17 protein-coding genes are annotated in these 22134 nt (G+C 70.7%); 9 read left to right on the top strand and 8 right to left on the bottom strand.

Annotated elements, in window-relative coordinates; genetic code table 11:
• Positions 1–181: 181 nt before the first annotated feature.
• Positions 182–1339: a glycoside hydrolase family 88/105 protein gene (locus ACTOWY_RS18375; RefSeq protein WP_441310857.1), complete on the top strand. Its 1158-nt coding sequence runs from the start codon at positions 182–184 to the stop codon at positions 1337–1339.
• Between the two features lie 220 nt (positions 1340–1559).
• Here the strand turns inward: ACTOWY_RS18375 and ACTOWY_RS18370 are convergent, their stop codons facing one another.
• Together ACTOWY_RS18370 and ACTOWY_RS18365 are read right to left on the bottom strand one after the other, a co-directional pair.
• The gene (locus tag ACTOWY_RS18370; protein ID WP_441310856.1) at positions 1560–2792 is read right to left on the bottom strand and encodes an alginate lyase family protein; all 1233 of its coding nucleotides are present in this window, start codon (positions 2790–2792) and stop codon (positions 1560–1562) included.
• 194 nt (positions 2793–2986) lie between these two features.
• Complete coding sequence (locus ACTOWY_RS18365) at positions 2987–5908, bottom strand: glycosyl hydrolase (protein WP_441310855.1); 2922 nt, start codon at positions 5906–5908, stop codon at positions 2987–2989.
• Positions 5909–6028: 120 nt separating this feature from the next.
• Here ACTOWY_RS18365 and ACTOWY_RS18360 point away from each other — a divergent pair, with 120 nt between their 5' ends.
• Positions 6029–7021 carry a LacI family DNA-binding transcriptional regulator gene (locus ACTOWY_RS18360; RefSeq protein WP_441310854.1) on the top strand — a complete coding sequence of 331 codons (993 nt, stop codon included), beginning with the start codon at positions 6029–6031 and terminating at the stop codon, positions 7019–7021.
• Between the two features lie 8 nt (positions 7022–7029).
• Here the strand turns inward: ACTOWY_RS18360 and ACTOWY_RS18355 are convergent, their stop codons facing one another.
• Entirely contained in the window at positions 7030–9189 is a 2160-nt protein-coding gene (locus ACTOWY_RS18355) for a heavy metal translocating P-type ATPase (protein WP_441311008.1), read from the bottom strand.
• Positions 9190–9409: 220 nt separating this feature from the next.
• On the bottom strand, positions 9410–10039 hold the full coding sequence (locus ACTOWY_RS18350) for a DUF4360 domain-containing protein (protein ID WP_185004809.1): 630 nt from the start codon (positions 10037–10039) through the stop codon (positions 9410–9412).
• A gap of 222 nt (positions 10040–10261) precedes the next feature.
• On the opposite strand from ACTOWY_RS18350, the gene ACTOWY_RS18345 reads away from it, so the two are divergent.
• The 6 genes from ACTOWY_RS18345 (at position 10262) to ACTOWY_RS18320 (ending at position 15405) form a co-directional block, all read left to right on the top strand.
• Positions 10262–10690: a MerR family transcriptional regulator gene (locus tag ACTOWY_RS18345; protein ID WP_441310853.1), complete on the top strand. Its 429-nt coding sequence runs from the start codon at positions 10262–10264 to the stop codon at positions 10688–10690.
• A gap of 17 nt (positions 10691–10707) precedes the next feature.
• The gene (locus tag ACTOWY_RS18340) at positions 10708–12081 is read left to right on the top strand and encodes a DHA2 family efflux MFS transporter permease subunit (protein WP_441310852.1); all 1374 of its coding nucleotides are present in this window, start codon (positions 10708–10710) and stop codon (positions 12079–12081) included.
• Positions 12082–12194: 113 nt separating this feature from the next.
• Complete coding sequence (locus ACTOWY_RS18335) at positions 12195–12524, top strand: PadR family transcriptional regulator (RefSeq protein WP_441310851.1); 330 nt, start codon at positions 12195–12197, stop codon at positions 12522–12524.
• Position 12525: 1 nt separating this feature from the next.
• Positions 12526–13314 (top strand): ATP-binding cassette domain-containing protein, encoded by a 789-nt coding sequence (locus ACTOWY_RS18330; protein ID WP_441310850.1) that lies wholly within the window; start codon positions 12526–12528, stop codon positions 13312–13314.
• Positions 13311–14072 (top strand): ABC transporter permease, encoded by a 762-nt coding sequence (locus tag ACTOWY_RS18325; RefSeq protein WP_441310849.1) that lies wholly within the window; start codon positions 13311–13313, stop codon positions 14070–14072. The genes ACTOWY_RS18330 and ACTOWY_RS18325 overlap by 4 nt, the downstream gene beginning before the upstream one ends.
• Before the next feature lie 103 nt (positions 14073–14175).
• Positions 14176–15405, top strand: coding sequence for a serine hydrolase domain-containing protein (locus tag ACTOWY_RS18320; RefSeq protein ID WP_441310848.1), 1230 nt, complete (start codon positions 14176–14178; stop codon positions 15403–15405).
• A 45-nt stretch (positions 15406–15450) separates the two neighbouring features.
• Here ACTOWY_RS18320 and ACTOWY_RS18315 read toward each other — a convergent pair whose 3' ends face one another.
• From ACTOWY_RS18315 to ACTOWY_RS18305, 3 genes are read right to left on the bottom strand one after another with little or no spacing between them, the layout of a single operon-like run.
• Positions 15451–16320: an LLM class flavin-dependent oxidoreductase gene (locus tag ACTOWY_RS18315; protein WP_441310847.1), complete on the bottom strand. Its 870-nt coding sequence runs from the start codon at positions 16318–16320 to the stop codon at positions 15451–15453.
• The gene (locus ACTOWY_RS18310; RefSeq protein WP_441310846.1) at positions 16317–17261 is read right to left on the bottom strand and encodes a zinc-binding dehydrogenase; all 945 of its coding nucleotides are present in this window, start codon (positions 17259–17261) and stop codon (positions 16317–16319) included. Before ACTOWY_RS18310 ends, ACTOWY_RS18315 begins: the two co-directional genes overlap by 4 nt.
• 59 nt (positions 17262–17320) lie before the next feature.
• Positions 17321–18196 carry an NAD(P)-dependent oxidoreductase gene (locus tag ACTOWY_RS18305; RefSeq protein ID WP_441310845.1) on the bottom strand — a complete coding sequence of 292 codons (876 nt, stop codon included), beginning with the start codon at positions 18194–18196 and terminating at the stop codon, positions 17321–17323.
• A 108-nt stretch (positions 18197–18304) separates the two neighbouring features.
• Between ACTOWY_RS18305 and ACTOWY_RS18300 the strand changes: the two genes are divergently transcribed.
• Entirely contained in the window at positions 18305–21301 is a 2997-nt protein-coding gene (locus tag ACTOWY_RS18300; RefSeq protein WP_441310844.1) for an ATP-binding protein, read from the top strand.
• On the opposite strand, the gene surE is transcribed toward ACTOWY_RS18300, so the two are convergent.
• The gene (surE, locus tag ACTOWY_RS18295) at positions 21281–22042 is read right to left on the bottom strand and encodes a 5'/3'-nucleotidase SurE (RefSeq protein ID WP_441310843.1); all 762 of its coding nucleotides are present in this window, start codon (positions 22040–22042) and stop codon (positions 21281–21283) included. The genes ACTOWY_RS18300 and surE overlap by 21 nt on opposite strands.
• Positions 22043–22134: the final 92 nt, after the last annotated feature.

The raw sequence follows: 22134 nt of genomic DNA, 5'->3' as shown, positions 1-22134 counted from the left end.
CTCCCCGGTCCCACGCTCCCCGACACCGCGCTCCCCGGCGTCGTGCTGATCTCCGGCCGACCGAAGCCCCGGCCGCCTTTTCGCCTGATTGACAGTCTGATCCGGGGGCTGCTCTACTCGTTTTCGTCTTTCCCGCTGGCGCCGCCGCCGTATCACCCCATACGACGACGGAAATCGCCTCATGCGAAATGTTCAGCCCGCTGAACCCTCCCGCCGCACATTCCTCCTGGGCACCCTCGGCGCGCTCGCGGCCGCCCCGCTGTTGCCGGGAACCGCGTTTGCCGCGCCGGACTGGTCGGTGTCTGTGGTCGACTCGACGATGGCCCGGTTCACCCCGGCCACCCTGGGTGGCTGGACCTATGAACGTGGGCTTTACCTCTACGGGCAGTACCTGGTGTACAAGCGCACCGGGAACGCGCGTTATCTCGACTATGTCCGGCAGTGGATGGACCGGCATGTCGACGCCAACGGCAACTTCGCCAACCGGCTCAACGATCTGGACGCCTTCCGGCCGGGTTACCTGTTGCCGTTGCTGCACCAGGAGACCGGGCAGCAGCGGTACAAGATCGCGGCGGACCGGATCCGGGATCGCTTCCCGAGCTATCCGCGGACCAGCGACGGCGGCATGTGGCATGCCACCGGCAAGGTCGGCGAGTTGTGGGCGGACGGGGTGTACATGGCCCAGCCGTTCATCGCGCTGCACTCCCAGCGTTACGGCCAGACCTACGGTTTCGACGAGTCCACCCGCAACATGCTGACCTATCACACCAGGCTGAAGGCGCCCAGCGGGTTGCTCTTCCACGCCTACGACGCCGACGGCTCGGCTGGGTGGGCGCCGGATCCGCACCGGCATTCCGCGCATCACTGGGCGCGGGCGATCGGGTGGTACGCGATGGCCGCGATGGACATCCTGGATGTGTTGCCCGCCAACCATTCCCGGCGGGCCGCGTTACTGGACACGGTGCGGCAGCTGGCGGTGGCGTTGCAGCGGTTCCAGGATCCGGCCAGTGGGCGCTGGTTCCAGGTGGTCGATCGGGGTAGCACCGCGGGGAACTGGACCGAGACCTCCGCCTCGGCCATGTTCACCTTCATGCTCTCCCGTGGGGTGGAGAAGGGGTACCTGGAGCCGGGCTTCCGCGCGGTGGCGGCCAAGGGGTATCAGGGTGTGCTGCAACGGATCTCGCTGGGCACGGACGGGCGGACGAACCTGCGCGACATCTGTGTCGGCACCGGGCCCGGCGATCTCAACTACTACTTCACCCGGCCGCGCAGCACCAACGACCTGCACGGCCTCGGCGCGTTCCTCATTATGAACGAGCAACTGCTCCGGACCGGCTGACCGCCCGCCGAGTTGGCCCAACTCGTACGCCCGCTTGGGCAAACTCGTACGCCGAGTTGGGCCAACTCGAACGCTCGCCGCCCACTTGGGCCAACTCGCCGCCCACTTGGGCCAACTTGGCGTACCAGTTGGGCCAACTCGGCGTACGAGAACGGCCAACACTCCGGGTGGCTTGCCGGGCGCCCGGCCCTCGGCGGAGGGGCGGGCGCGGGCAGCGGGGTCAGGCTGGGTTGTTGGCGTGGGTGAGGGTTTGCCAGGCTACGAAGAGGATGTTGGTGCCCGCCGGGCGGCGGGACTCCACCAGGCGCTGGGTGTTGGCCATGGTGTGGCCCATCCGGTTGGCCAGGGCGTTGTAGCCGACCTCGGAGACCGGGCCGACGCCACGCTTGATGGTGCCGCCGCACAGCCAGCTCGGGGCCGCCTCGCCGAGTTCGTACTTGGCGTGGAAGCCCAGCGCGTGCCGCAGCCGGTCGCCGATCTCCGGGTACAGGTCCTGGCCCTGGTGCCGGGTGGTTTCGGCGAAGTTGGCGATGCTGGCCAGGCCGTAGCCGGTGTGGGTGAAGTCGCGGCAGGTCTCCTGGCTCAGCCCGTCCACGAAGGTGGACTGGTTGTGCCAGTAGCGGATGATCTCCTCCCTGGTGTCGATGCCGCTGCCCACCGGGCCCTTGGCGTAGGCGCCGTCACCGGTGACGTAGAGGAACGCGGGCACCCGCTGACGGAACTTGGTCACCGCCCGGTCGTAGGCGCTCCGGTCCTCCAGGAACACCGCGATGCCGATGGCTGCCTCCATCATGGTGAGTTCCCAGTTGCCGTTGCTGGTGGCGTGGCCGTTGATCACCTTGGGCAGGTAGACGTTGCGCAGCATGGTGCTGAACCGGGTCACCCCGGCCGCGGACCAGCCGCCGCCGGTGTGCCGGATGATCTCCGCGGCCTTGGCCCAGGACACCCCGGCCCAGGCGGTCTGCAGCGGCGCGTTGCTGTTGGTGTGGTCGCGAATGGTGGCCGACCAGGCGTCCATGATCTGGATGGCCTTGGTCGCATAACGCTGATCCCTGGTGATGTACCAGTTCAACGCGTTGGTGAAGGCCGCGATGGCGTCCTGTCGCTCATCGGTGCAGCCCAGGTTCGGGTTCGAGTACGGACCGCACTCGACCACGGCCCGTGGTTTCGGATTTCGGGACAACGAGGCAAGGGCATGCCCGTTCATCTGGTCATAGGCAGCCTTCCATGGCTGCGCGCCGGCCTGGACCTTGCCCCGCACGAAGTCGAGCTGGCCCCGGCTCACGTACACGCCGGGGTGGGTGAAGGTGGGTGGGGCCAGGGCGGCCGCCGGGGCAGGGATGGCGGCCGGTGCGGGTTCTGCGAACGTAGGCGAGGCGCCTACCAGCAGGAATGATGCGGTGATCGAGGCGAGCGCGGCGACGATTGTCCGGCGTCGATGCAGGGCGGTCATCGGTCTCCTCATGGATGGATACCCGGGTTGCGCGTCGCGGCGAGAAGCGCGGATAACGCAAACGATGGTGTGGTCCAGACCACGCCCCGGTCAATCCGCCGATATTCGTAAATCACCGGAAAACGGCATCGCCTTAGTTCACAACCATGAATTTTCACGGTTGTGAACTAAGGCGATGGATTTACCGGCTGGGCTTACTGGAATGGAATTGTCAACACCGACTGCTGACCCTGGCCCGCGGTCGCGTTGACCCGCAGCGAGGTCGGGCCGGTGCCGATCGCGCTCCACACCTCCAGCCGCACACAGCCGTCGCGCAGCTCGCTGAAGCCGCCCGAGCTGGAGTGCTGGGCGCCCGCGGTGTAGTTCTCCCACCCCGTCACCGGGTCGGTGGCGAAGTAGCGGTAGGTCTCCACCCGGCCGTAGCTGCCGGAGCCGGTGAAGTCGTAGGAAACCCGCGCCTGCACCCCGTTGGCCACACCGGCGCCGGAGTCGACGAACAGGCTGAACCCGGTCTGCCGGGCCGGGTCATGGGTACCGGACAGGCCGCAGGCGGTGTAGGTCTGGGCGTTGCGCGGGACGCCGTCGTTGTTGCCGCCGCCCGCACCGGCGATCGTGTCGGTCCGGGCCCCTGCGGACTCGGTGAGGCTGAGCGCGCCCGGGTTGTTCACGAAGAACCGGTTGCCGCGCACCGGCGGCGGCCCCGTGGTGGTCGTGGTGGTGCCGGTCGTGGTCGTCGTGGTGGAGCTGCCGCTGGTGGTGGGCTGGCCCCCAGAACCGCTGCCGCCGCTCCAGGTGATCGCGCCGGTGGTGGCCGTCTTGCCCGCGCCCACGGTGAGCGTGGTGCCGTTGGAGAAGGTCACCGTGATCGGCTGGTGGGAGATGTTGGCCGCCACATAGGTTCTCGCGCCGTTGCGGGTGAACACCGCGTGCAGCGGGTGGTTCGCGGTGACCGTGCGGTCCACCTGGCCCAGCGCGCTGAGGTTGCGCAGCCACTGGAAGGTGCGGGCCTTGGTCTCGCCCTCCTCCACGGTGTAGCTGCCCGCGCGGAACTCCGCGAGCGCGGTGTCCGGTTTGGACAGTGCCTGGAAGGACCAGATGATGTCCCGCCACACCGTGGGCGGGCCGCCGTTGTTGGTCACCAGCTCCCGCAGGTTGCGGTCGATGTAGGCCGGATCATGGCCCAGGTACAGGGATCCGCCGTTGATCGGCAGCATGTTGATGCCCTGGATCATCTCCGGTTCGGCGCTGAACCAGGTCGAGTACGCGCCGCCGTCGCCCCACACCATGCCGACCGTGGAGTGCTGGAAAGCGCTGGGGAAGTTGACGTCCCGGTTGTCGAACCAGTACTCCTTGATCGCCTCGCCCTGGGTGGTGTACATGAACAACCCGGCGTCGCGGGCCGCGGTGTCGCCGGTGGCCAGGCCCCACTGGATCACCGCGTTGGCGAAGTTCATCCCCTCGGAGCTGGATTCCTGGTTGTTCCCGGCGAAGAACGCGCCGTGCCCGGCCGCCCAGTCGTGGCCGGCGTAGATGTCGAAGTCGCGCAGGAACGGGAACATGGTGTCGTTGCGGTTGAACCCGTTGGCGTCCCTGATCAGCAGGTTCACCATGCCGCCGTACTGGCCGGCCGAGGCCCAGGCCGGGTCGAACTTGGCCAGGGTGGCCGCGGCGGAGATGTAGTAGCCGTAGTGGAAGTGGTGGTCGTTGAGGTCGGTGTCCGAGCCGTAGGAGGCCGGGAATCCGGTCAGCGAACCCCAGTTGCGGTCGTAGTAGAAGACCCGCTCGTTCTTGCCGCCGGGCGCGGTGAACCAGTCGGTGAGCCGGGTGCGGATGGCGCCGATCAGCTTGTCCCGCACCGCCAGGTTGCCTACCTGGTCGGCGATCTCGATCATCCGCGCGGCCCGGCCGAGTGCCTTGCCGGTCCAGTAGGTGTCGTTGTTGAACCCGCCGAACGGGTCACCGGCGGAGGCCTCGCCGAGGTAGTTGTTCAGCGTGCTCAGGTCACCGCCGGTCATGCCGACCTGGGGCAGTTCGGGCAGCACGCCCTGGTAGCGGATGGCGGTGGTGAACGCCGAGGCGCCGACCAGGGTTTTGAGCTGACCACGCGGTGAGACATAGGTTTGCGCGATCGGCGTGGCACCACTGAGGTTCTGCCACTGGTGCGGGTACAGCGCGATCACGGTGCCGCTCTGGCCGCCCTCCATGGCCTGGGTGGTGTAGCGATAGGTGGCGCGCACCGTGCTGGCCGCCTGGTCATAGGCCCACTCCACCTTGGTGCCGGTGACGTGGGCGTGCGCGTGCCGTCCGTAGGAACTCAGCAGCGCCTGCCGGTCCGCCGCGCTGCTGGCCGGGGTGGTCGGCAGCACCGCCACCGAGAAGAAACCCTTGCCCGCCAAGGAGGAGGTGATCGCGTTGCCGCCGACGTTCCAGGTCGAGCCGGACGGCGCGTAGGCCACGTAGTCGTGTCCCTCGGCGGTGAAACCGATGGTGGCCCCGGTGTTGGACCACACGGTCGGCGCGGCCGGGAAGCCCAGGCGCGCGTCGCCGCCGGTGACCCTGGCGTAGACGAAGGGCAGGCCGTGGCCGATGGTGGTGCGCAGGGTGCGCGCGCCATCGCTGAAGTACGGGCTGACCGTCCAGTCGGTCCAGCCGTCCACCTTGACATCCGGCGAGTTCAGCCCGGTCACGCCCAGGGTGAAGTCGGTGGAGTACGGGTAGTGGTACTCGCCGACACCGGTGGCGGTGCCGCTGATGGTGACGTTGGTGGCGTAGTCGACGCCGAGGCCGTTCGCGCTGGTGTTGAAGGAGAACGGGTGCGCCATCAAGTTGTCGGAGTACGCGCAATTGTTGCGCTTGAAGATCAGCGAGGACCACCAGTCGTTGGTCGGCACCGCGCCGGCGGGGGCGTTGCCGGTGACGTACTGGCGGGGGTTGCGCGGGATCTCCCCGCAGGCGGTGGGCAGGACCGCGCCCGCGGGCAGGGTGGTGGTGTAGCTGCCCGCGCCGATCGGCTCGGCCTGGGCCGACCCCGTGCCGACCACGACGGCCAGCGGGACTAACACGCCTAACGTGAGGACCGCGGTGGCAGCGGCCAGCCCACGGCTGAGCAAACTCATGGTTCCTCCAAGCAGGGGGTGGTGAACCACTGGTTTGAAACCGGTTTCAAACGCGTTTCGGGAATGTAACATCCGTCACAGGGGCGGTCAACGCCCAGGTGAATGGGGAGGGTGGGGCTGGTGGCTGGCAGGAAGGCGACGATCACCGACATCGCGGCGCGGGCCGGGGTGTCCAAGGCGACGGTGTCCCGGGTGCTCACCGGCAACGCCGTGGTCGCCCCGGAGAAGCGGGACGCCGTGCTGTCCGCGATGGCCGATCTGAGCTACCGCCCCAACCTGATGGCCAAGGGCCTGGCCTGGGGCCGCACCTTCACCGTCGGCGTGCTCACCCCCGACCTGGCCAGCCCGCTCTACGGCCTGATCATGGCCGGGGTGGAGGCCGAACTGCACGGCCTTGGCTACCAGGCACTGTTCGCCAGCGGCGCCTTCGAGACCGAGACCGAACGCCGCGCCCTGGAACACCTGGTGCAGCGCCAGGCCGACGCGCTGATCGTGCTGGGCGGTCGCCTGCCCGGCCCGGATCTCGTTGCGGCGGCCGGAGATCTGCCCCTGGTCACGGTGCTGCGCGGCGCGCCGGGTCATCCGGCGATCACCCTGGACAACCACCACGGCGCGCGGCTGGCCACCCAACACCTGATCTCCCTTGGGCATCGGGACATCGTGCACATCTGCGGCGAGGCCGGGCAGCAGGACACCGAGGAGCGGCTGCGCGGGTACCGGGACGCGATGACCGCGGCCGGACTGACCCCGGTCGCGGTGCCCGGCGGATACCACGAGGACGACGGGCAGCGCGCGGTGCGCCTGGTGGCGGGCAAGGGAATCCGGTGCACGGCGGTGGTCGCGGCGAACGACCAGGTGGCCACGGGCGCCCGGCTGGCCTTGGCGGAGCACGGTTTCCGGGTGCCCGAGGACGTGTCGCTGGTGGGGTTCGACGACCTGCCGAGCGTGCGGTACGCGGTGCCGCCGCTGACCACGGTGCGCCAGCCGGCCAGGGAGATGGGGCGGGCGGCGGCGCGGGCGGTGCTCGGCCTGCTCGATGGCGCCGTGCCGGAGTTGCCAGCCTTCGCCGCGGAACTGGTGGTGCGGGCCTCCACCGCGCCGCCGCGCGCCTGACCCGGCGGCTACCGGCCGCCGCCGAACTTGCGCAGCCGCATGCTGTTGGACACCACGAACGCCGAGGACAGCGCCATCGCGGCCCCGGCGATCAGCGGGTTGAGCAGGCCGAGGGCGGCCACCGGCAGTGCGGCCACGTTGTAGCCGAAGGCCCACCACAGGTTGCCGCGGATGGTGTTCAGCGTGGCGCGGGCCAGCCGGATGGCGTCCGGGACGGCGATCAGGTTGTCCCGCACCAGGATCAGGTCGGCGGCGTGCAGGGCGACGTCCGCGCCGGTGCCCATGGCCATGGCCAGGTCGGCGGCGGCCAGCGCCGGACCGTCGTTGACGCCGTCGCCCACCATGGCCACCCGGCGGCCCTGGGCCTGCAACGCCCGCACCACCTCGACCTTGCCCTGCGGCAGCACCCCGGCGTGCACCTCCTCGATACCGACCGCCGCGGCGACCAGGCGGGCGGTGGCCTCGTTGTCGCCGGTGAGCAGCACCGGGGTCAAACCGAGTGCGCGCAAGGCTTTGATCGCGCCCGGCGCGGATTCCTTGACCGTGTCCAGCACCGCCAGGAGACCGCGGGCCGCGCCGTCCCAGCCAGCCACCACGACGGTTCGGCCCAGCTTTTCCCATTCCGCGCAGCGTTCCGCCAATTCCGGCTCGACGGTCCAACCGCGTTCGGCGAACAACAACAACCGGCCGATGAGCACTTCCGCGCCGTCCACCCGGCCGCTGGCGCCGAGCCCTGGCAGCGCGGCGAACTCGGCGACCTCGGGCAGTTCGGGGAATTCCGCGCGGGCGGCGGCGGTGATCGCGGCGGCGATGGCGTGTTCGGAGGCGGATTCGACCGCGCCTGCGTAGCGCAGCAGCTCGGCCGGGTCGCCGCTGGTGTAGGTCTCGGCCAGGGACATCCGGCCAGTCGTCACCGTGCCGGTCTTGTCCAGCAGCACCGTGTCCACCGCGCGGGTGGATTCCAGGGCCTGGGCGCTACGCAGCAGGATGCCGAGCTGGGCGCCGCGGCCGGTGGCCACCAGCAACGCGGTCGGCGTGGCCAGGCCCAGGGCGCACGGGCAGGCGATGATCAGCACCGCCAGGGCCGCGCCAAAGGCCGATTCGGTGGACCCGCCCGCCAGCAGCCAGACCGCCAGGGTCAGCGCGGCCAGCACCAGCACCACCGGCACGAACACCCCGGCCACCCGGTCGGCCAGCCGTTGCGCGCCGGATTTGCCCGCCTGGGCCGCTTCGACCAGCGCGGTCATCCTGGCCAGCTGGGTGTCCGCGCCGACGCCGGTGGCGCGCACGATCAGCCTGCCGCTGTGCGAGATCGTGCCGCCGATGACGGTCGTGCCGGTCTCCACCTCCACCGGCACCGACTCGCCGGTGACCATGCTCAGGTCGACCACGGACCGCCCGGACTCGACCACCCCGTCGGTGGCGATCTTCTCCCCCGGCGGCACCACGAACAGGTCGCCGACCAGCAGCTGCCCGACCGGGACCCGGACCTCTTTCCCCTTGCGCAGCAACAACACGTCCTTGGCCGCGAGCAGGGACAGCGAGCGCAGCGCGTCCCCGGCCATCCGCCGGGCGCGGGCCTCGAAGTAGCGGCCGGCGAGCAGGAAGGTGGTCACCCCGGCGGCGACCTCCAGGTAGATGCCGCCGGTGACCGTGGTGCTGAACATCGCGTAGGCGGACCAGCCGAACGCGCTGAGCACCCCCAGCGAGACCAGCGTGTCCATCGAGGCCGCGCCGTGCCGGGCGTTGCGCAGCGCGGCCCGGTGGAAGGGCAGCGCGGCCCACAGCACGACCGGCGCGGCCAGGCCCAGGCACACCCACTGCCAGCCGGGGAAGCGCAGCCAGGGCACCCAGGCCATGGCCAGCGCGAGGTCGGCGAGCGGGAAGGTGAGCAGCACCGACACGACCAGCCGGTGCCACAGCGCGCGCACCGGGTCCGGGGTGTCGGTTGCCGTCGTCTCCCGGACCTCTCGCGCGCTGTAACCAGCGGCGGTGACCGCCTCGACCAGGCGGGGGATGCCGACGGTGGGCGGGAAGGAGACCGCGGCACGCTCGGTGGCGTAGTTGACCACGGCGTGCACACCGTCGATCTTGTTGAGTTTGCGTTCGATCCGGGCCGCGCAGGCGGCGCAGGTCATGCCGCTCAGGGCCAGTTCGACCGTGCCCAGCCGGGTGCCGGGACCGTCGTCTTCGGCCTGGTTACCCGCGGTCGCGCTGGTCGCGACACCTTGCTGCACTGCTCACTCCAGGGGACGCCGCCGACTGCTGTGGACGGTGGCCGGCTCCGCGTGGCGGTGCGTGCACACCGCGCGGAGCCGACCACGCCAGTCAGGTCGGTCAGCTGGTCCACCTGGTTCCCCCCTGTGACCTGAGCCACCCGGCAATCCGCTAGTCGCACCGCTTCCAGGAGAAGTGGTAGGTGGTGCGAATGCTGCCATCCGTGGAGTCCATCGTCATAAAACTGGTCGTCGTCGATGGATTCGAGGACCCCGCCTGCACACGCAGCTCGGTGTTGACGTTGAGGTTCCTGGTCTCGCCACAGGGAGCGTAGATCAGGTTGGGACCTTCGGAGGTGTCGGTTGCCTGCCAGCTATCCGCCCACGGACCGTTGAACCAATGGCTCCGCGACTCGGTGGCCGACATTCCCTGGAAGTAGTAGTTCGCCCGCTGGAGTCCGCGCGCCCCTGGCTGGAGATTCGCGTAACCCCGGTAATCCGCTTTCTGGATCGCGTAGCTGAAGCCCTGCGGGTAGTGGATCCGCAGGGCGAGCTGGCAGTTCTTGCGAACGTCGGTCGGTTTCGCGCCCACGCCGACCTGGGCGAGATAGTCGCTGTAGGTCACGGTAAAGGCGGTCTTGTCGTGGGCGACGGCGACAGCGGACGTGCCGGGCGGACAGCCGGATCCGTTCGCTGTGACCACCTCGACGGTCACCTTGTCCGGCGGCGCTGAATCGGCCGCCGGCACCGGAGAGGCAAGCAGGGAAAAAGCCATTCCAGCCGCGGCCAGCATGGTAATCATGGAATCCCTTCCCAATCGTCTCAATTTATCGACGACGGCGACCCACGATATCGTAAACGGGAGTATTCAACAGCGGCCGTATGGGGCAACTACGAAAGTAGTGCGACCGACTGAGATCACATTTGGGGATCCCATGTGCCCATGAACCCATGAGCGGTAAATGGTTTCTGGACTCATTGTATGTGACTGCATTCTCTGACGCCAGGGATTACGGTGGGCCGGGTGAGCGAGTTGCTGGGGATCGGCCAGGTGGCGCGACTGTTCGGGCTGCGCGCCTCGGCGTTGCGCTACTACGACGAGATCGGCCTGGTGCCGCCCGCCGGACAGGACCGCGGGAAACGCTGGTACGGCGAGGCCGAGTTGCGCAGGCTGGCCCTGGTGCTGACGCTGCAACGCACCGGCATGCTCAGCCTGGAGGACATCCGGCAGCTCCTGGAGGCGGGCCAGGGCGAGTCTGCGCGGACCGTGCTGGCCGGGCGGGCCGCCGAACTGGCCGAGCGGGTGCGCGAGCTGCGGCAGGCCCAGGACTACCTGGAGCACCTGCTCACCTGCCCGCGGGCGCATCCGGTGCGGGACTGCAAGCACCTGGCGGCACGGCTGGACGGGCAGGTGCGGGAGCTGACCGCGGCGGTTGACTTCAAGTCGGCTTGAACCCGCACGCTGCGCGGGTGATCGTCACCAGAACCTTCCTGACCGCGTTGTTCCTGTGCACCGCGCTGGCCCTGTTCGGCACCACCGTGATCGGCGTGGCCCTGCCCGCGATCCAACGGGACCTCGGGGCCGGGGTGGACGGTCTGCAATGGATCGTCAACGCCTACACCGTGTGCCTGGCCGGACTCACCCTCACCGGCGGCGCGCTGGGCGATAGGTACGGGCGGAAACGGTTGCTGCTGCTGGGAATCCTGGTGTTCCTGCTGGGGTCGCTGGTCAGCGCGCTGGCCGACGGGGTGGGCCTGGTGATCGCGGGCCGGGTCGGACAGGGTGCCGGGGCCGCGGTGCTGCTGCCCGGGTCACTGTCCATTCTGGCCAGGAGCACCCCGGATCCGGTGCGGCGCGCGGCGTTGCTGGGCTGGTGGGGATTGTTCGGCGGGCTGGCCGCGGCACTGGGCCCGGTGCTCGGCGGACTGCTGGTGGACGGCTTCGGCTGGTGGAGCGTGTTCCTGCTCAACCTGCCGCTCGGACTGGCCGCGCTGGTCGCGGTGCAGGTGGCGGTGCCGGAATCGGCGGATCCGGCGCACACCGCCCTGGACCCGCTGGGCCAGTTGCTGGGCATCGCCTGGCCGACCGCGCTGAGCCTGGGCCTGATCCGCGCGGGCCGCCACGGTCTGGATCTGGGGGTGTGGATAACGGTCGGGCTCGCCGTGCTGGCAGCGGTACTCTTCGTGCTGGTGGAACTGCGGCAGCCGCGGCCGATGGTGCCGGTGCGGTTGTTCGCGGACCGGGCGTTCGCGGTGGCCAACTACGCCTCGTTCGCGCTGGGTTTCGGGCCCTACGCGGCGTTCGTGTTGCTGGCGCTGTACCTGCAGCAGGGCCGGGGTCTGGGCGCGGCGGAGTCGGCGCTGTGGTTGCTGCCGCTGTCGGTGGCCATGCTGGCGGCCTCCCCGGTGGCGGGCCGGCTGACCGCGCGACTGGGTGGCGCGGCGGCGATGGCGCTCGGCTACGGCGTGGCGGCACTGGGCCTGGGCGGCTGCCTGCTGCTGGGCCCCGGGACCCCGTTCGCCTTGGCGGCACTGGTGTTCGCGTTGGTGGGCCTCGGCATGGGGCTGGCCATGACGCCGACCAACGTCACCGCCTTCGGCGCGGTGCCGATCGAACGGTCCGGGCTGGCCTCGGCGGTGGTGAACACGACCCGGCAGACCGGCACGGTGGTCGGGGTGGCGTTGCTCGGCGCGCTCTACGCGGCGGGCACCGTGGGCACGGATGTGCTGCCGGGCCTGCGGATCGCGCTGGCGGTGGCAGCCGCGGTGACCCTGCTCGCCGCACTCGCGGCGGCACTGCTGCGCACCCCCGTACCACTTGGGCCAACTGGTACGCCCACTTAAGCCAACCCGGCGTACCGGTTGGGCCAACTCGCCGGGGGACTTGCGCCGTCGGTATTCAGCGTTACTATGTACCGGTAGTCAGTGACACCAAGTAGTCCGGGAGGGCGCGGTCCGTGGGTAAGCAGATGACGGAGATGCTCAAGGGCGTGCTGGAGGGCATCGTCCTGGCGATCCTGTCCGGCAGGCCCGCCTACGGCTACGAGATCACCGCGTGGCTGCGCGATCAGGGCTTCGCCGACATCGCCGAGGGCACCGTCTACGCGCTGCTGGTCCGGATCGAACAGCGCGGCTTCGTCGACGTGGCGAAGGTCCCGTCGGAGAAAGGGCCGCCGCGCAAGGTGTATTCGCTCAACGCGCCGGGCAGGCAGCACCTCGAAGAGTTCTGGAGGACCTGGAGCTTCCTCGCAGAACGGCTCACTCAGCTCCGCACAGGGGGTAATTGACATGTTCGTCTCGAAGATCGTCGACACGGTGATCGGCGACAAAAAACGGTGGTGGCAGTACAAGGCACGGGTGAAGAAACTGCCGGTGCTGCGCGGGGTGGACTTCGAGGTGGCGCCGGGCCACATCTTCGCCCTGCTCGGCTCCAACGGGGCGGGCAAGACCACGGTGGTGAAGATCCTGTCCACACTGCTCAAGGCGGACGCGGGCACGGCCAGGGTGGCCGGTTTCGACGTGGCCGCGCAGCCGGCGCGGGTGCGCGAGTCCATCAGCCTCACCGGGCAGTTCGCCGCCGTGGACGAGATCCTCAGCGGGCGGGAGAACCTGGTGCTCATCGCCAGGCTGCGGCACCTGAAGCAGCCACGTGTGATCGCCGCGGACCTGCTGGCCCGGTTCTCGCTGACCGAGGCGGCCGACCGGAAGGTCGCCACCTACTCCGGTGGCATGCGCCGCCGGCTGGACATCGCGATGAGCCTGATCGGGAATCCGCCGGTGATCTTCCTGGACGAGCCGACCACCGGCCTCGACCCCGAGGCCCGGCTTGAGGTGTGGGCCGCGGTGAAGGGCCTGGCCGCGCGCGGCACCACGGTACTGCTGACCACGCAGTACCTGGAGGAGGCCGAACAGCTCGCCGACCGGATCGCGATCCTGCACCAGGGCCGGATCATCGTCAACGACACCCTCGCCGAACTCAAACGACTGCTGCCGCCCGCCGAGGTCGAATACGTCGAGAAGCAGCCGACCCTGGAGGACGTCTTCTTCGCCCTCGTCGGCGCCAAGGAATCACCATGACCACACACTTAGTCAGCGATGTCACCGTCCTGTTCGGACGGTCCCTCAAGCACATCACGCGCAGCCTGGACACCATCATCACCACCGCGATCATGCCGGTGGCGATGATGCTGATGTTCGTCTACGTCTTCGGCGGCGCGATCAACACCGGGTCGGGCTCCTACATCAACTACATGCTGCCCGGCATCCTGCTGATCACCGTCGCCTCCGGCGTCGCCTACACCGCGTTCCGGCTGTTCACCGACTTGCGCAGCGGGATCTTCGAGCGCTTCCAGTCGCTGCCGATCGCCCGCTCCGGCGTGCTGTGGGCGCACGTGCTCACCTCCCTGATCGCCAACCTGCTCTCGCTGGTGATCGTCCTGGGCGTGGCCCTGCTGCTGGGTTTCCGCTCGGGGGCCGGTGTGCCGGCCTGGCTCGCGGTGGCAGGCACCCTGATCCTGTTCACCCTGGCGCTGACCTGGCTGGCGGTGATCGCCGGGCTGTCCGCGAAGTCGGTGGACGGCGCGAGCGCGTTCTCCTACCCGCTCATCTTCCTGCCGTTCCTCAGCTCCGCGTTCGTGCCCACCGCGACCATGCCCGGCCCGGTGCGCGCCTTCGCCGAGCACCAGCCGGTGACCGCCATCGTCAACGCCATCCGCGGCCTGCTCACCCAGCAGCCCGCCGGTGACGACCTCTGGATCGCGCTGGCCTGGTGTGCGGGCGTCCTGCTCGTGGCCTATCTCCTGGCCACGGCGACCTACCGGCGCCGGATCTCCTAGCCTCCGCACCGGATCGGCCACATCTCTTACCGCACAACAACTTTCGCCCTGGAACAGGCTTGTTCGCCATGCCCATTTCCAGGGCATCAGAGAGGATTCCATCATGGAACACACCACCAGTCCCGAGTGCGTCGAGCCAGGCTGGGGCAAGGTCGCTGACGTCTTCCACGCCAACTTCGAGGGCGACGGCGAGATCGGCGCCGCGTGCAGCGTCTACGTCGGTGGCCGCCCCGTGATCAACCTGTGGCGTGGCCTGGCCGATCGCGAGGCCAACCTGCCGTGGCGCGCGGACACCGTCATCCAGGTCGCCTCCACCACCAAGGGCGCCACCGCGATCTGCGCGCATCTGCTGGTACAGCGCGGCTTGCTGGACCTGGACGCGCCGGTCACCCGGTACTGGCCGGAGTTCGGCGCCAACGGCAAGGAACACATCAAGGTGCGCTGGCTGCTCTCGCACCAGGCCGGTCTGCCGATCGTGGACGGACCGCTGACCTTCGCGGAGGCCTGCGCCTGGGACCCGGTCATCCGGGCCCTGGAAGCCCAGCGTCCACTGTGGACTCCGGGGACCGAGCACGTCTACCACGCCGTCACCTACGGGTTCCTGGTCGGCGAACTCGTCCGCCGGATCACCGGCAAGTCACTCGGCACGTTCTTCGCCGAGGAGGTCGCCCGTCCGCTCGGGCTCAGCGCCTGGATCGGCCTGCCCGAGGAACATGAGCAGCGGGTGTCCAAGCTGCACTACGCCGCGCCGTTCAGCGTGCCGGAGCTGATCGCCGGGATGGTCCAGCTGACCGGTCTCGACGAGGACACGGTCACCGCCTGGGTGAACGCCTTGTACAGCCCGGATTCGGTCCAGATGAAGGCGGGCTCACTCGGCGGCGCCCTGGACAACACCACCGACTACTTCACCACGCGGGCCTGGCGGGCGGCGGAGTTCCCGGCCGCGAACATGGTCGCGGACGCGCACTCGCTGGCCCGGATGTACGCCGCCACGGTCAGCGAGGTCGACGGGACGCGGCTGCTGAACCCGGCCACGGTCGAGCAGATGTCGGTCGTGCACACCGACAAGACGCGGATGCACGGGCTGCCGCCGGAGCTGAACATCCCGGCCGACCGCTCCTTCTACATGTCGCTCGGGTTCATGCGGGCCGCCCGGATCATGCCGCTGTCCGGGCCGGGGGCCTTCGGGCACCCGGGTTCCGGTGGCTCGATCGGTTTTGGCGACCCCGACGCCGAGGTCGGCTTCGGCTACGTCACCAACCTGTGGAACTTCCGGCCGGATGACCCGCGGGCGGTGAAGCTGGCCACCGCGGTCCGCGCCTGCCTGGGCTGAGGCCGGGATCGGGCGCGGGCGAGCGAGTTCGCCCGCGCCCCGCGGTCAGCCGGTCAGCTGCCGCATGGCCTCGGCCAGCAACTCCCGCTGCTGGAAGCGGTCCGCCGGGAACGGCATCGCGACCACCCGTTCCGCCCCGGCCTCGGCGTAGGCGGCCAGCTGCGCCGCGGCCTGCGTCGGCGATCCGACCACGATCGCCTGGCGGGCCTCGGCCTCGCTGACCCCGTAGTCGCTCAGCCCACGCACCCGGTCGGCCACCACCGACGGCTCGACCGCGCCGAGCCCGACGCTGAGCCCGACCGTCACCGGGGCCTCGATCCCGCGATCCCGGAGCTGCTGGATCCCCCCGGCCACTACCGAGGGCGGCACGAACGCCGGGTACCAGCCCGCGCCGAGCCGCTCGATCCGCCGCCACGCCGCCGGGCCGCTGCCGCCGATCAGCAGCGGCGGCACGGTGGCGCCAGGCGACATCCGCACGGTCTCGCCGTCGATGGCCGCCTCCCGCCCGGCCACCAGATCGGGCAGCACCGCCAGGATCGCGTCGGTGCGTTTGCCGCGTTCGGCGAAGGGCACGCCGATCGCGCGCCAGGCCGCGTCGCCGTGCGGTTCACCGCCGGTGCCGATGCCGACGATCAGGCGGTCGCCGGAGAGGTGTTGCAGGGTGGCGATCTGTTTGGCCGCCCAGGCCGCGCCGCGCAGGGCGGGAATCAGGACGCCGAAGCCGAGCTTGATCCTGCTGGTACTGGCCGCGACGGTGGCCTGGACCAGGGTGCTGTCCAGGTAGGGCAGGGCGGGGATGAGGTGGTCGCCGGTCCACACCGATTCCAGGCCGAGGCCCTCGGCGTGCCGGGCGTGCTCGGCCGCGGTGGCCGAGGGGTCCACGCCGAAGGAGGGCAGTTGCACGCCGATCTTCACTTGACCTCCAGCAGGGTCTTGCCGATGGTGCCGCGGTTGGCGATGGCGGCGTGCGCGGCGGCGGCCTGCTCCAGGGGGAATCGCTGGCCGATCACCGGGTGCAGCCGTCCGGCGGCGGCCTCGGCGAGCACATGCCGGGTGCTGTCCCGCACCAGTTCTGGGGAGGGGCGCAACGAGACCAGGGTGACGCCGCGTTCGGCGGCGGTCTGCTCGGCGATGCCCGCCCATTCGCCGCTGGCCAGGCCGTAGCTCATCATCCGGCCGCCCTGGCCGAGCAGGTTGAAAGCGGCCCGGCCGATCTCGCCGCCGACCCCGTCGAAGACCACGTCCACCGGCGCGATCCGTTGTGTCCAGCCAGGTTCGGTGTAGTCGGCCACCTCGGCCGCGCCGAGGGAGGCGGCCAGTTCGGTCTTGTGCGTGCCGCCCGCGGCCGCGACCACGGTGGCCCCGGCCGCGACAGCCAGTTGCACCAGCAGCGAGCCGACCCCGCCCGCGGCCGCCTCGACCAGGACCCGCTCCCCCGGTGTGACCTCGGTGGCCCGCAGCAGCATCGCCGCGGTCCGGCCGTCGGCCAGCAGCGCGACCGCGCTGTCCAGGGGCAGTTCCGCCGGGACCCGGTGCAGGGTGGCGGCCGCGGCCACCGCGAGTTCGGCGTAGCCCCCGGAGCCGGTCAGGCTGCTGATCACCCGCTCCCCCACCAGGTCCGGGTCGACGCCGGGACCGGCGGCTAGGACCGTGCCGCCGACCCCGTTGCCCGGGATGACCGGCAGTTCCACCCGGAACGGGCTCTCGCCACCGGCCCGGAACTGGGTCTCCACGAAGGTGATGTTGGCGTAGGCCACCTGGATCAGCACCTGACCCTCGCCGGGTGCCGGATCAGGGGCGTCGCCGGGCTGGAGCACCTCGGGCCCGCCGAACTCGCGTAACCACACCGCACGCATCTGTGTTTCCCCTCAGTAGGTCTGGCCTGCCCAGCCAACAAGCTCGACCTAACTGGAGGTCAACCCCCGGTGCGCATGACTTCGAACACACCGGAGGCGCTCTCCTGCCCGTTCCCGGCCGCGATCCGCTTGCGCACCAGCTCGACGGTGGGCAGGTGGAAGCCGGGGTCCACACCCGCGGTGCGGCTGGCCGCGACGATGTTCTCCAGCGCGAACAGGTTGATGTCCAGACTGGACTCGCCGGTGCTGTAGTCCCCGGTCTCGGTCTCCCTGGCGATCTCGCTGAGGAAGGCGACCATGCCGTTGAGCCACGGCACGGCCAACGCGAGGAACTCGGTCGGGCGAACGCCTGCGGAGTCCAGCATCGCGGTGCCGTGCAGGAAGCCGAACAGGGTGCCGTACCCGGCGCTGAGCAGGGCGTAGCTGTACAGCTCGGCCACCCCCGGGTCCGCGCCGACATAGCGGGCCGCGCCGAGCACGCCGAGCTGCTCGCCGTAGCTGTCGAAGGCGGCCAGGGAGCCGCTGTAGAGGACCTGGGCGTCCGCGGTGCCGATCGCCTGGGGCACCGCCATCACCGCGCCGTCCAGGTAGTCCGCGCCGTGGCCCTGCGCCCAGGTGGCGAGCTTGCGGATGTCCTCCGGGGTGCTGGAGCTGATGTTGAGCAGGGTCCGGCCGCTGAGGCTGCCGACCACCGGGTCGAGCAGTTCGCGCACCGCGCCGTGGTGCGCGAGGACGGTCAGCACCAGCGGGCTGGCCTCGATCGCCTTGGTCAGCGAACCGGCCACGACGGCGCCCCGGGCGGCGAGGTGCCCGGTCTTGCCCGGCGAGCGGTTCCACACCGTGGTCGGGTGCCCTGCGGCCAGGAACGCCTCGGCGAGCGCGGCGCCGAGGCGGCCGAGTCCGATGACGCTGACCGGGGTTTTGCTGCTGGTCACGATGATCACTCCTTGATCGCTGCTGCCTGTGCCACCACCGTGTCTGCCTGCGCTTTCGATTCGCTGGCGATGCGCTGTCGGCGCACCGCCAGCGGGTACGGTTGCCGGGTGCGATTCGGGGTGCTCGGTCCGCTGACCGCCTGGACGGCGGACGGGACACCGGCGCCGGTCCAGGAGTCGAAGGTGCGTGCCCTGCTGGCCGCGCTGCTCGCCCAGGACGGCCGGGCGGTCTCGGCGGACCGCCTGGTGCTGGACCTGTGGGGCGATGAGGTGCCCGCGAATCCCCTGGGCGCGTTGCAGACCAAGGTGTCCCGGCTGCGGCGGGCGATCGGGCGGGATCTGATCGAGTCCGGGCCCGCCGGGTACCGGCTGCGGGCCGAGGTGGACGCGGCGGAGTTCGCCGGGCTCCTGACCGCCGCCCAGGACGCGCCGCCCCGGGAACGGGCCGGGTTGCTGGTGCGCGCCCTCGAACTGTGGCGGGGACCGGCGTACGCGGAGTTCGCCGACGAGGACTTCGCCCGCCCGGTCGCCGAACGCCTGGAGGAGCAGCGCCTGGTCGCGGTCGAACTACTCGGCGCGGCACGGCTGGAACTGGGTGAGGTGGCCGAGGCACTGGCCGGGATCGACGACCCAGTACGGCGGCACCCACTGCGGGAACGGCTGCGCGCGGTGCGGTTGCGCGCGCTCTACCTGGCCGGACGGCAGGCCGAGGCGCTCACCGAGTATGCCGAACTGCGCACTCGGCTCGCCGCGGAACTCGGTGTGGACCCCGGCCCGGAACTGGCCGCACTGCACGAGTCCATGCTGCGGCAGGACCCCGGGCTGCGGGTCGCGGTACGCGCCCGCACCAACCTGCCCGCCGCACTCACCGAACTGATCGGCCGCGAACACACCGTCCGCGCGGTCCGCGCCCTGCTCGCCCGGCACCGCCTCGTGACACTGACCGGGCCGGGCGGGGTCGGCAAGACCAGCCTCGCCCTGGCCGCCGCCGAACCGGGACCGGAGTACCCGGACGGGGTGTGGCTGGTCGAACTGGCCGGCCACCCCGGCCCGACCGCCTGCACCGCGGCCGAGGTCGCCGAGTCGGTGGCCGGTGTGCTGCACGTGCGCGACGATTCCGGCGCCGGACTGGCCGCGCACCTGGCCGAGGCGCTCCGGGACCAGCGGCTGCTCCTGGTCCTGGACAACTGCGAACACGCCCTCGCCCCGGCCGCCGACCTCATCGCGCACCTGCTGCGCGCCGCGCCCGGCCTGCGAGTGCTGGCCACCAGCCGCGAAGGACTCGGCGTGCCCGGCGAACGCCTGGAAGCCGTGCCGCCACTGGCCCCCGCCGACGCGGTCCGCCTGCTCACCCAGCGCGCCGAAGCCGCAGGCGCCGACCTCAGCACCGCCACCCTGGAACAACTGTCCGCGCTGTGCCTGCGCCTGGACAGCCTGCCCCTGGCTCTGGAACTGGCCGCGCCCCGGCTGCGCGTGCTCGGACTGACCGAACTGCTGTCCAGAGTGGACGATCGATTCCGGCTGCTCACCACCGGCGGCCGACTGGTCCCGCCCCGCCAGCGCACGCTGCGCGCGGTGATCGACTGGAGCTGGGACCTGCTCACCGAACCGGAGCGGACCGTGTTGCGCCGCCTGGCCGTGCACGCCGAAGGCGCCACCCTGGCCGCCGTCGAAGCGGTCAGCGCCGCCCCGCCAATCCCCCTCGAAGACGTCCTCGACCTGGTGGCCCGCCTGGTTGATCGCTCCCTGGTGGTCGTCGCCGACGGGCCGCGCTACCGGCTCCTCGAATCCATCGCCGACTACGCGCACACCCGGCTGACCGAGTCCGGCGAACTGGCCGAAGTCCGCGACCGGCACCTGACCTGCTACCTCGACCTGGCCGAGAACGCCCGCCTGCGCGATGCCGGACAACGCGAATGGCTGCCCCGGCTGGACCGCGAATCGGCCAACCTGCGCCGGGCCCTGGACACCGCAGTGGACACCGCCGACACCGACCGCGCGCTGCGACTGGTCCGGGCGCAGACCTGGTACTGGTATCTGCGCGGCAGGCTCAGCGAGGCCGAACGCCAGCTCCGCCTGGCCCTGTCCGTCCCCGGCGCGCACCCGTTGCGGGACACCGTCACCGCCCTGCTCACCGGCATCACCCTGCTCCGCCGGGGCGCCACCGACCCTGACCTCCGCCGCCAGGCCATCGAAGAGTCCACAGTGGACGCCGACACCACCTGGTTCCTGAGTTTCTGCCTCGGCTACACCGGCGCCGACCTGACAGCCAGCGCCCGCAAGCTCGCCGAAGTGTCCACTGTGGACCCCTGGCTGCGCGCGATCTCCCTGGCCACCACTTCATTCCTGACCATCATGCGCGGCGACCTGCGCACCGCGGCCGAGCAGGCCGCCGAGTCACTGGCGGTCTTCGTCGGCCTCGGCGAGGTCTGGGGCCGTTCGCAGGCCACCTTCGCCCTGTCCACCATCGCCGAGATCACCGGCGACTACGCCAGGTCCGCCGAACTGCGCGGCACCGCCCTGGAACTGGCCCAGGAGCACGGTCTGTGGCCCGATGTGGCCGACCAGCTGACCGGCCTGGCCCGCCTGGACCTGTTGACCGGCAACCACTCCCGCGCCCAGGCCCGGCATGAGCAGGCCCGCCGCCTCGCCGTCGAACACGGCTACCACACCGGCGTCATCCACGCCGAACTCGGCCTGGCCCTGGGCGCCCGCCGCACCGGCGACCTGGACACCGCGGCCGAACTGTTCCACCGCGTGCTGTCCTGGCACCAGGACGTCAGCTACGCGCCCGGCATCGCCCTGGCGCACGCCGAACTGGGCTTCATCGCCGAACTCCGCGACAATCCCGACCAGGCCCTGGCCGCACACACAAGATCCCTCACCGCCGCCCACCTCAGCGGCGACCCCCGCGCGGTGGCCCTGGCCAAGGAAGGCCTGGCCGGTGCCCATGCCCTGGCGGGCAGGCACGATGAGGCCAGGGCCCTGCTCGCCGAAGCCGCCGCGCACCGCGCCGCCGCCGGCGCTCCCCTGCCCCCGGCCGAACGCGGCGACGTGGACCGCGTCACCGCCCGGATCGCCGCCTCAGTCCCAGGGCAGCGCTAATCCCGCGTCCTCGGTCACCGAGCGCAACGGCGTGACGGTAGGACATCCCTGCGCCAGCAACGCGACATCGCTGCCGTCCTCGATCGCGCCCTCGGACTCCACGGTGACCAGCTCCAGGCCACCGCCGTCCAGGTGCCGGACCCGGGACTGCACGGTCCCGTGCGCGGCCAGCGAGGCCCGCCGCAACGGCCCCAGCTTGCCGACCGGCACATTGGGCACGTTCAGGTTCAGCACACTGCCCGGCGGCAACTCCCACAACGACTTCAGCACCGTCTCCGCCACCTCCACCGCGGTCTCCCAGTGCTGCTCGGCGACCCCCCGCCCCACATCCAGCGAGACGGCCAGGGCCCGGATCCCGTTGATCCCGGCTGTCAACGCCGCCCCCACGGTCCCCGAATGCAGTACCGCCCGTCCCACGTTGGCCCCGCGATTGACACCGGACAACACCACATCCGGCCGCCCCCCGAACGCTCCCTTGGCCGCCAGCAACGCGATCAGTCCCGGATGCCCGGCCACCGCGTACCCGGGCACCTCCGGCAACCCCTCCAGGCTCCGCCGCCGCACCGCCACCCGCCGCTTGTCCTCCGCCGCGGTCAGTCCGGCACTCGTGCCGCTGGCCTCGGTGGCGGGGGCGGCGACCACGGTGGTCAGCCCGGCCCGGTCGGCCAGGCCGGCCAGCGCGGCGAGTCCTGGGGCGAGGATGCCGTCGTCGTTGGTGATCAGTGCGAGCTGCGTGGTCATGAGCTGCCCTTCATCGCCGGAGATGCTCCTCGCACCTCACCTTGCCGAAGGGTGGGCTGGGTGGCAATGCGGGGGCGTGGCGGCGGCCTGGC

The sequence above is a fragment of the Crossiella sp. CA198 genome, from assembly GCF_052078295.1.
In the GTDB taxonomy this organism is placed as follows: domain Bacteria; phylum Actinomycetota; class Actinomycetes; order Mycobacteriales; family Pseudonocardiaceae; genus Crossiella.
Note: the sequence above shows the minus strand (reverse complement) of the source record. Positions and strands in the feature narration are given on the sequence as shown.